At 64.9% G+C, this 8,517-nt stretch carries 14 protein-coding genes; all 14 read right to left on the reverse strand.

Annotated elements, in window-relative coordinates:
- Positions 1-6 precede the first annotated feature (6 nt).
- Positions 7-390 carry a hypothetical protein gene (locus tag Q6E04_RS06695; protein WP_303250017.1) on the reverse strand — a complete coding sequence of 128 codons (384 nt, stop codon included), beginning with the start codon at positions 388-390 and terminating at the stop codon, positions 7-9.
- A 2-nt stretch (positions 391-392) separates the two neighbouring features.
- Positions 393-971, reverse strand: coding sequence for a major tail protein (locus Q6E04_RS06700; protein ID WP_303250018.1), 579 nt, complete (start codon positions 969-971; stop codon positions 393-395).
- A 13-nt stretch (positions 972-984) separates the two neighbouring features.
- On the reverse strand, positions 985-1,305 hold the full coding sequence (locus Q6E04_RS06705) for a hypothetical protein (protein ID WP_303250019.1): 321 nt from the start codon (positions 1,303-1,305) through the stop codon (positions 985-987).
- Positions 1,305-1,694, reverse strand: a complete 390-nt coding sequence (locus Q6E04_RS06710; protein ID WP_303250020.1) for a hypothetical protein — start codon at positions 1,692-1,694, stop codon at positions 1,305-1,307. Before Q6E04_RS06710 ends, Q6E04_RS06705 begins: the two co-directional genes overlap by 1 nt.
- Positions 1,694-2,023, reverse strand: a complete 330-nt coding sequence (locus Q6E04_RS06715; protein WP_303250021.1) for a phage head closure protein — start codon at positions 2,021-2,023, stop codon at positions 1,694-1,696. The genes Q6E04_RS06710 and Q6E04_RS06715 overlap by 1 nt, the downstream gene beginning before the upstream one ends.
- Entirely contained in the window at positions 2,013-2,336 is a 324-nt protein-coding gene (locus Q6E04_RS06720; protein WP_303250022.1) for a head-tail connector protein, read from the reverse strand. Before Q6E04_RS06720 ends, Q6E04_RS06715 begins: the two co-directional genes overlap by 11 nt.
- Positions 2,263-2,466 (reverse strand): hypothetical protein, encoded by a 204-nt coding sequence (locus tag Q6E04_RS06725; RefSeq protein ID WP_303250023.1) that lies wholly within the window; start codon positions 2,464-2,466, stop codon positions 2,263-2,265. The genes Q6E04_RS06720 and Q6E04_RS06725 overlap by 74 nt, the downstream gene beginning before the upstream one ends.
- Positions 2,466-3,617: a phage major capsid protein gene (locus Q6E04_RS06730; RefSeq protein WP_303250024.1), complete on the reverse strand. Its 1,152-nt coding sequence runs from the start codon at positions 3,615-3,617 to the stop codon at positions 2,466-2,468. The genes Q6E04_RS06725 and Q6E04_RS06730 overlap by 1 nt, the downstream gene beginning before the upstream one ends.
- A gap of 66 nt (positions 3,618-3,683) precedes the next feature.
- Positions 3,684-4,268: an HK97 family phage prohead protease gene (locus Q6E04_RS06735; RefSeq protein WP_303250025.1), complete on the reverse strand. Its 585-nt coding sequence runs from the start codon at positions 4,266-4,268 to the stop codon at positions 3,684-3,686.
- Positions 4,249-5,544, reverse strand: a complete 1,296-nt coding sequence (locus tag Q6E04_RS06740; protein WP_303250026.1) for a phage portal protein — start codon at positions 5,542-5,544, stop codon at positions 4,249-4,251. The genes Q6E04_RS06735 and Q6E04_RS06740 overlap by 20 nt, the downstream gene beginning before the upstream one ends.
- A 12-nt stretch (positions 5,545-5,556) precedes the next feature.
- Positions 5,557-7,260 carry a terminase large subunit gene (locus Q6E04_RS06745; RefSeq protein WP_303250027.1) on the reverse strand — a complete coding sequence of 568 codons (1,704 nt, stop codon included), beginning with the start codon at positions 7,258-7,260 and terminating at the stop codon, positions 5,557-5,559.
- Positions 7,250-7,732 carry a P27 family phage terminase small subunit gene (locus tag Q6E04_RS06750; RefSeq protein ID WP_303250031.1) on the reverse strand — a complete coding sequence of 161 codons (483 nt, stop codon included), beginning with the start codon at positions 7,730-7,732 and terminating at the stop codon, positions 7,250-7,252. The genes Q6E04_RS06745 and Q6E04_RS06750 overlap by 11 nt, the downstream gene beginning before the upstream one ends.
- Before the next feature lie 212 nt (positions 7,733-7,944).
- Entirely contained in the window at positions 7,945-8,196 is a 252-nt protein-coding gene (locus Q6E04_RS06755; RefSeq protein WP_303250028.1) for an HNH endonuclease, read from the reverse strand.
- Positions 8,197-8,324: 128 nt separating this feature from the next.
- Positions 8,325-8,517: hypothetical protein (locus Q6E04_RS06760; RefSeq protein WP_303250029.1), on the reverse strand; the 193-nt coding region annotated here is incomplete at its 5' end.

Consider the following 8,517-nt stretch of genomic DNA (forward strand, 5'->3'; position numbering starts at 1 on the left):
TCTGCGCTACTGCTCTTCGCTTTCCGCCTGGTAGCGAAAGACCTCGGCGTTGATGAGCGCCATTACCTCCAGCTTCCACGGGGCATACGGCGACATGGACACGCCGTCCAGCGACTGCATCCACGGCTCGAAGCCGGGAACGGCATCGTCGGCGCATTTCGCGCACGCCCACAGGGTCTTAAGGCAAAAGAGCGGGTCCATGCCGCCGACCGCCTTGATGACGTCGGCCTGCTCGTCCCCGGTCGGCTCGAACTCGGCGCGGGCCTCGTCGTAATCCGCGTACCAGCTGCATTTTTCGTCGGGCGTGGAGAACTCGCGCTGGTACAAAAAAAGCGCCCAAGGCGAACCCTGGGCGCTCACTTCCACGCCGCCGAGATTGACGGCGCGCATGCTTAGCCCTGAACCGCGTTCGGCTCGTAGACCTTGGTGAAGAAGGTCTTGTAAATCGCGGTGTTCTCGGTGCTTTCCTCGATGATGGACTTCACGTAGTTCTTGCCATCTTTCGTGTAGGGGGTCGCCACGAACGGCAGCTTCATCGTGGTCGGGTCTGCGGTGTCCTCGGTGGTGGCGTGCTCCGAAGACGGGCGGCTCGCGGTGATCTTGTAATAGACGGCGGAGCGGGGGCGCTGGTCGCCCTGGACGTTGAAGAGCAGAGCGAACGGGGTGGGAACGCCGTCGGCGACTTCCACCAGCGCGCCGTTCTTGTCCACCTCCCATCCGAGCATCCACGCGAGCACCGCGTTGGGGATGAGGGCCATTTCGAGCTCGCCGCTATAGCCTGCGTTGGTGTTGGTCGTGTGGTACGCGATGTTGTCGGCGTGGAAGACGGACTGGTCGCCCTCGGGGTCGATGCTCATGTTCACCGCGCCGGGGATGGGCGTGGGGGCCTCCCACTTGCCCTCGCCGGTCATCTTGGCGACGTGGACGTTCGAAAGGCCGAAAAGAACCTTGTTTTCAGTCTGGCTTGCCATTAAGGCCTCCTTGCTAAATCGTCTTGAAATGAAAGAGGGAACGGACGTAATCCGCTCCCTCGTCGTTTATCTCGGTTTGCTTGAACCTGATTCGCGCCTTGGTCAGCGCGTCGCGCACTGCGTTCTCGTGGCGCTCGCTCTTCGCGTCGGTGATGAGGTCGAGCTGCCAGTTGTCCACGCGGTAGTAATTGACTCCGTCCGCGCCGAAGTCGGACGAATACAGCCACTGCAGCACCGCGTAAGGCCGCTTCGGCTCGGCTCCCGGCTTGTACCAGCCGTAGATGACCGGCACGCCGGCGGGCTTGAGCGCGGCGATAACTTCGCGTCTGTCCACTACTGCGTCACCGCCTTTGCAAGCTCGGCTTCGAACACTTTCACGCCTTCCTCGTACGCCGGCGCGATGTGGGGGTGGGCGGGCGCTGGGGCGGGGCCGCCGTGGCCCAGCTCGATGAGGTGCGCCAAGCCGGGGCGGTCGGCGTTGTAGACGGTGGCGACGTCGCCCGACAGCGCGCTGCCCTCGGTCTTCATGCGCCAACCCGCGCGGTATGCGCCGGATACGTCGCGGAACGCGCCCGATGCCTGTATCGACTTGATGACGGCCCGCCCGCCCTTCTGCGCCGCCGTCTTGCTGCCGGCCTTGATCTCGTCCAGGCGCTCTTCCACGATGTGCCGAAAGGCCGCGTCCATGCCCTCGACCGACACGACGATGCCGGAGCGCCCCATTACGCGCGCTCCTTCGCCTTGATCACGCAGTCGGCATTGCGGCTGGCCACGTTGTCCACGGCGACCACGTCGAACGCGCGGCCGCGATACGTCAGCGACAGCCCGACGGTGGACAGCCCCTCGAATACGGGCGACCATCGGCAATAGAACTTGGCTGTGGTCTCCATGCCCTGGGCGTGCGCGGCCCAGTACTCGGAGCCGGACATGTTGACCGCCTTGCACCAGCCCGCGTAAACGACCTTGCGTGTCTCCACCTGGTCGCCCCACTCGTCAACGTCCACCGCCACAGTGGACAGCTCGAACGGCTCGCGGTATTCGCTAGAGAGCATCGGCCATCCCCTCCACGAGGTTGCGGCTGTGATGCCCCAGGATGGCTTCGACCGTCCTGTTCGGCGCGATGCCGTCGTCCACGTAGGCCGAGCGGTTGTCGAACATGTCCCCGGCCAGCACCAGGACGGCCACGGCTATATCGTCGTGTTCGTCCATGTAGAGCGCGTCGATGCCGCAGTGGTCGCGGACGTAGGCTCGGGCGGCATCGAGACACGCGCCCGCAAACGCCGTGTCTTCGCTAGTCGCCCATTGCTGCGCTATCCGAAGATGCGCGAGCAGGTCGCTTGCTTGAAGCTCGCTTTGCCTTTTCACTCGCCACCTCCTTCACGGGATAGCGTTCGGCCAGCATGGCTTTGCCCACGGCGGCCGGCACCTCGAACTCCTGCCCCTCGCCCGCCGAGCCGCGCGTGCCGGCGAACGATTTGAGGGCGAGCAACTTCATTAAGCGCCCATTTCGAGCTTGGCGAGGCGCTGCGCGTCCTGGACGGCCGCGTCGAACTCAAGCCATGCGACGACGCCGACGGCGTGCTGGGTGGCGTAGGCCTCTTGCAAAACCTGGACGTTAGGATCCTCGACGGATTTGACGGCCAGGCCGCTGAAGTCGCCGTAATAGATAGCGGCCTTGGATGCGGCCATCTCGGGCATGGCGTCGGACACGTAGACGGGCTTGCCCAGCAGGGTGTGGCCGAACGGCGCGGTAACGTCATCCTGGAGCAGATAGCGGGCGTTGCCGTCCTTGAGCTGACGCAGCGCGGTGCGGGTCTTCGGGTTCATGACCCAAATGCAATTGCCCTGAAAAGCATCCTTGACCGTGTCCTGGAGCTGGATGAGTTCGTCGGCGGTGATGGCCGTCTGCGACGCGGCGGTCACCTTCGCGGTCACGCCCTTGAGGCCGTTCACCTTGTCGCCCTCGATGACGGCCTTTTCGACGAACTGGGCGACCTTCTCGGCCATGTCGGCGATGACGAAGGACACCAGGTCGAAGTCCTGGGAGTTGAGCAGGGAGCGGCTGATCTTGGTCAGCGCGCCGGCGAGATGGCCGGTCAGCTCGATGGTGGCGAACTTGCCGGACTTGGACTGCAACTCGGTGAACTCGTCAGACCATGCCACGGTAACCGCGCCGCTGGTCTCGTCGTAATACGGGATGGCGAGGGTGCCCTTAACGCTGTATTTCGTGGCGAAAGCGTAGATGGGCGAAATGTCATGGACCTTCTTGATGATCGCGGCGGCGATGGTCTTGGGGACGATCGCGCCGTTGTCGGTCTTGGTCAGCTCGCCAGCGCGCTCGGAGAGCTTGGCGTCGCGGATATAGCCGGCGAACTCGCGCACCTCGACCATATCCAGACCCTCGCGGATCTCGCGCTTCTCCTCGCCGGCGGCTGCAGGCTCTTCGACCGGGGCCATGCCCATGCCCTCGACGGCCTTTACGCGCTCGATCATGGCATCGAGGCTGCGCACCTCGGCTGCGAGGGCATTGAACGCGCCGTCTTCCTCGTCGGTCATGGCGCGGGTTTCCTCCACGGCCTTCGCGGTCATGGTCTTCATCTCGTCGAGCTTGGCGTTGCGCAGCTCGATCAATGCTTTGAGGTTCATGTGTCTCCTTACTGTTTCACGGCATGAAAAAAGCCGCTCGGCGGCGGCTTGATTCCGGTGTTCGTCCTACTTGGACAATTCTTCGATGATTGCCTGGTACCCGCTCAAATCGGGCGGCTCGGGCTTCGGCTCCTCGCGTTCGTCCACGAGTTCGGGCGCGTCGCCCATCTCGCGGACTTCGAGCGGCTCGCCGTCGTCGCGGGTCATGACGGACGTGGCGATGTACGCCGGCGTGCGCGTGTCGTCGAGAAGCGATACCTCGATGAGGTCAAGGCTGCGCACCGTCTTTCGGCGCATCCCGTTCGGCGCGTCGATTGCCTGCTCGCCCGGAACGAACCCGAACGACCAGCCGGACAGCCTGCCGGCGCGGGCCTTGTCCACGACCGCCGCGTCGGTCACGACGGCCTGGGCGTAAAGGCCCACCGCGTCCTCGCGCACGGTCAGGCCGTCGGCCACCGTGGACAGAACGCGGCCGTGGTCGTGGTTGAGCAGCATCACGGGGTCGTGCTTCGCGAGCGAGCGGGCGAACGCGCCCGGCTCGATGCGCTCCACGAAATAGCCTTCGGCGTCGCGCAACGGCTTCGACTCGCGGTCGGTCGCGTTGACGTATCCGGAGATTTCGACGCCGTCGTTACGCAATGTCACTTTCATGGCTTTTCACCTCCCTCGGGGCTTCGTCGGCTTTCGTTCCTGCGCCCTTCGGCGCGATGGATGTGTTCTGGTTGGACAAGACGTCCATGGTCTCGAGGTCGATGACCGTGCCCATGTTCGGGATGATGAGCTGCTTCTTGGCCACGTCGAAAAGGACGTCGTTAAGGCCCATGTTCACGTAGTCCATGCCCAGGGGCGCCATGTTCTCGGCGGCTCGGAACTCGTCCACCTGGACAAGGCCCTTGTCTTTAGCGACGGCCCAAGCCTCCCAGCGGTCGCGCATGTTAGCCTTGGAAAACTCACTCAGGTCGAAATCGAAGTAGTACGCCGCCTTTTCGGTTTCGAGCAGCAGCGCGGCGTTGAGCGCCGTGCTGAAGTCGTCCAGCAGGGGCATGAGGCAGTAGCGGACGAAGTTGTCTCGGTCGTTCTCGGTCGCGCCGCCGCAGATGATGGCGGGAGGAACCTTGAACATGGCGTAGACGTCGCGTCCGTTCGCGGCCTTGTTCTCGGACAGCTGCATTTCCAGGCTGGTTTCCGAAGCCTCTTTGAACTCGACGCCGTCGTTGAGCACGACGAAGTTCTGCGTCGCATCCGAATACAGGCGGTGGAACGCGGTGCGCAGCTTGGACAGCAGCTCCTCCGACAGGCGCTTGGTCGCCGTGAGGAAGCCGGGTTTGCGCCCGCCGCGCTTCATCTGCATGCGCTCGAATTGCAGCGTCTCCCACGCAACGCCCAGCACCGAAGCGCCCTGCTCGACCATGGACGTGCCGCGCATGCCGTCCTTCGTCTGACGAAGCAGCCGAACGAACTTCCACGGCTCGAAGCCGCGCCCGTCCACGAGCACGCGGTGGCGCTTGAAGATGGGGTCGGCGTTGGCCTCGAACCCGATGTGGCCCGGGTCCACGTAATGCAGGCCCGCCACCTCGTTGCCGACGCGTGCGACGTAGGCGAAGCCGCCTTTGCCGCAGTAATAGTCTCGCACCATCGCCGCTTTCATGGCGTGGGCGTTCAATGCGTCGCCGGTGTCCCCGTTGAGCATGCGGGCGCGGGCATCGTCCACAGCCGCCACGGTATCGCCGTCGCGGCGGTATAGCTTGACCGGCAACGACGCGACCGTTTCCGCGATGGTGTCGATGCATGCGGCGAACGCGGGGACCTCCATGGCGCGTTCGCGCGTTATCGCGTCGGGCTTGAGCAGCGCGGAAAGCAGCGGGTCGCCGATTTCCGGGGACACCGCCGGCGCTTCGGGCTGCGCGCGTCGGGTGAAAAGGCCCATGCGGCCTCCTTCCTAGAACTGGCAGACGAAGTCGTCGCCGAAGATGACGTCCTGCTGGAGCAGGTACACGGCGTCGATCAAGGCCATGACCATGTCGACCTTGCCGTTGGACTTCTTTTTATTCACGTAGCGATTCAAGTTCGTGTCGTACGTGCAGCGCGCGTTCGCGAAGTTGATTTCGAGCAGCTTGTTCTCACGCAGGCGCAGCTTTCCGCTCGCCGCCTTTTCTGCGAGCAGCTTGGTCGGCGGGTGCAGAACGCTGGAGTGCTGGCGGACTTCTACCGTGGTCAAGCCCTCCGATTCCCACTTTTGAGCACTGGACAGCGCGTTGTATCGGTCGTAGCCGACGGATACCACGGTGCCGCCGTATTTGTCTTCGATGGACGTAACGAAATCCTCGATGACCGAGTAGTCCACGGTCAGGTCGCCGCACGCCACGCACTCTCCGGCGTTGATGCGCGCGATGTAGTCGAGCTTCTCGAAGGCCGACTTCTCGGCCACGCGGTCGGCGGGCACGAACGCGGTGACGTCGGCGCAGATGCAGCCGTCCACCTCGCACGCCACGGCAACCGCGCAGTTGTCGTTGGTCATCGCGAGGTCGACGCCCACGTAGAGCTCGCGCCCCGCGAAGTCCACGGGCTGCTCCATTGCCGCGGCCACCTGGTCTGCGGGGATGTAGCTCTCGGTGCCCGCGCCCTGGTATACGATGTTGCAGTGCTTCGTGAGGAAGTTCTCGCGCAGGCTCTCGCGCTCGATGGCCTTCTCGCGCTTCTTCAGCAATTCCAGCCACACCGGCTCCAGCTCGAGCGCGAGCGGGTTGCCCTGCGCGAGCACCGCCGCGTCGTCGGCCCATCGGTCCGGCTCGTCGGGTTCGTAGAGCAAGGCGAACAGCGCATCGTCCTCTATGATGCCGTCGAGCACCTTCTTGGCGTAGGCGACTTCGTCTTCCAGCGGATTGTCCACGGTGGGGTACTTCGTGGATATGGCGAAGCCCAGCTTGTTCTTCACGAGCAGCTGGCCGGAGCGCATGGCCTCGAGCGCGTAGTTCGTGGGCAGCGCGCCGATCTCGTCGGCGATGAACACGTTCGGCTCGCGGCCGTCCATGCGGTTCGTCGAGTAGTTGAGCGGCACGTATCGCGTGGACCTCGGCTTGTTCAGGATGTAGTCGCGGGTGACCTTGAAGCAGCCGTCGAAGGCTTCCTCGTTCACCGCGATCAGCGGCTCGATGGCCTCCTTCAGCTCCTTGGCGAGCGCGCCGTCGGGCGCGACCGAGAAGAAGCGGCTGAACTTCGGTTCCGTGAAGAAGAGCACGAGGAACAGGATCGCCACCAGTAGAGTTTTTCCATTTTTGCGCGAGATCTCCAGCAGCGCCGACTCGTAGCGCCTTTTCTTCGGGTCGTCGCGATGGACGCAGCAGGTCAGCGCGGTGACTATGAGCCATTGAAAGCCTGCGAGCGAGCCGTAGAGCGTCTTGCCCGCGTTCGGCCCCTTGGCCATCTTCAGCAGCCGCAGCATCCGGCACACCTTCACAAGCTTTGTTTCGTCCACGAAGTACAGCGGATGCTCCCCGTCCCACATGCGAAGGAACTCGGCGCATTGCAGCTTGACGTATCGCGGGGCCATGCGTTTCCCGTCGATGCCGACGAAAGGCGCGGACAGATTGCCGTCGAGCACCGCTCGGCAGTACTCGGCGGCGTGGTCGTGCCTAATCGTCATCGTCGAATCCGATATCGTTCACGGTCTTTCCCTTCTGCGCTGCCTTGGCGGCGGCTTCCTGCGCCACCTTCGCGCGGGCGGTGGGCGTTAGGCCGAGGTCTGCCAGACGCTTGGCGGCGATGTCGGAAAACTTCTGATACAGCAGCGCCGCCTTGTTCTGGTCGGTGTTCGTCGCGCCGGCCTTGTTGGTGTACTCGACGAGCAGACCGTCGCGGGCGAGCGCGGCGCGGCACTCGCGCAGCTTGTCGATCGCGTCGGCGGCGGCTTCTACGGTGTAGCCGTCCACCTTGCACAGCACGCTTTCCGGTATCGCTTCGGCGAGTTCCGCGAATATCAGCATGCCCGAATCGGTCAGGCCGATGGGTTCGTAGTCGGCGAGCGCGCCGCGCCGCCATTCGGCTTCGGCGGCTTCGCGGGCGGCGCGTTCCTTCTTGGTCATTGCGTAAGAGGTCAGGCCGACCGGCTTGGACACGGATGGCAAGGCTACCCCCTTTTGGTTGAGGACAAAGAGCGATGGAAACGAAGCCGGGCGCGTTGGTCTAGCGCATAACCCCAGGTCAGAGGCCTAAAGCGGGGGATACCCCAAAACCCCAGGTCAGACGGCGCAAACGCCGCGAACGTGCGACGCGCCACGCGCACGGCCCATGCGGTGCCGCGCGACCTGGGCAGACGCAGCCGACGCGCTCATCCGTCGCGCCGCTCCGCGTCCACGGCCCACTGCCGCAGCCGGCCCCTCGGTATGTCGCCGCGCTCGGCGGCCTCGTGGCACGCGGGACACAGCGTCACGAGGTTCGCGGGATCCAGCCGCGCCTCCCACCGCTCGGCCACGGGGTCGATGTGGTGGACGGACAGGCGGGCGCTCACGTATCGCGGCGGCTCGGCGCGGGCGCACGCGGCGCACAGCCAACGGTCGCGCTCGCGGACGCGCAGGCTCATGGCCGTCCACGCCTGCGACGACCGGAAACGCCGCTGCTCGGTGCGCTCTGCGCGGCCCTGCGTCCGCTTGACCGGACACGCGCCGCGCTCGTGGACGCGGCCGCAGCGGGAGCACGAGACGAGCAAGGCTAGCGCCTGCCGTCCATCGGCGAGCCGTGGTTGGCCATGCAGGACCGAAGCCCCGCGTAGGCCTCGTGCTCCCACGAGCGCGCCGTGTACCTCGCGGGGTCGAGCCCCAGGGCGCGAAGGAACGCGCGGCCTACCGAGTGCGCGGCGTTGCGCTTGGCGGAACGGCGGATGTAGTCGAGGGACACCATGCGG

The sequence above is a fragment of the uncultured Slackia sp. genome (assembly GCF_959608125.1).
Classification (GTDB): Bacteria; Actinomycetota; Coriobacteriia; order Coriobacteriales; family Eggerthellaceae; genus Slackia.

What these genes read in the sequence shown, in the direction of transcription:
- Q6E04_RS06695 (WP_303250017.1), bottom strand. Translation starts at nt 390, where the DNA reads ATGCGCGCCGTCAATCTCGGCGGCGTGGAAGTGAGCGCCCAGGGTTCG.
- Q6E04_RS06700 (WP_303250018.1), bottom strand. Translation starts at nt 971, where the DNA reads ATGGCAAGCCAGACTGAAAACAAGGTTCTTTTCGGCCTTTCGAACGTC.
- Q6E04_RS06710 (WP_303250020.1), bottom strand. Translation starts at nt 1,694, where the DNA reads ATGGGGCGCTCCGGCATCGTCGTGTCGGTCGAGGGCATGGACGCGGCC.
- Q6E04_RS06715 (WP_303250021.1), bottom strand. Translation starts at nt 2,023, where the DNA reads ATGCTCTCTAGCGAATACCGCGAGCCGTTCGAGCTGTCCACTGTGGCG.
- Q6E04_RS06725 (WP_303250023.1), bottom strand. Translation starts at nt 2,466, where the DNA reads ATGAAGTTGCTCGCCCTCAAATCGTTCGCCGGCACGCGCGGCTCGGCG.
- Q6E04_RS06730 (WP_303250024.1), bottom strand. Translation starts at nt 3,617, where the DNA reads ATGAACCTCAAAGCATTGATCGAGCTGCGCAACGCCAAGCTCGACGAG.
- Q6E04_RS06735 (WP_303250025.1), bottom strand. Translation starts at nt 4,268, where the DNA reads ATGAAAGTGACATTGCGTAACGACGGCGTCGAAATCTCCGGATACGTC.
- Q6E04_RS06740 (WP_303250026.1), bottom strand. Translation starts at nt 5,544, where the DNA reads ATGGGCCTTTTCACCCGACGCGCGCAGCCCGAAGCGCCGGCGGTGTCC.
- Q6E04_RS06745 (WP_303250027.1), bottom strand. Translation starts at nt 7,260, where the DNA reads ATGACGATTAGGCACGACCACGCCGCCGAGTACTGCCGAGCGGTGCTC.
- Q6E04_RS06755 (WP_303250028.1), bottom strand. Translation starts at nt 8,196, where the DNA reads ATGAGCCTGCGCGTCCGCGAGCGCGACCGTTGGCTGTGCGCCGCGTGC.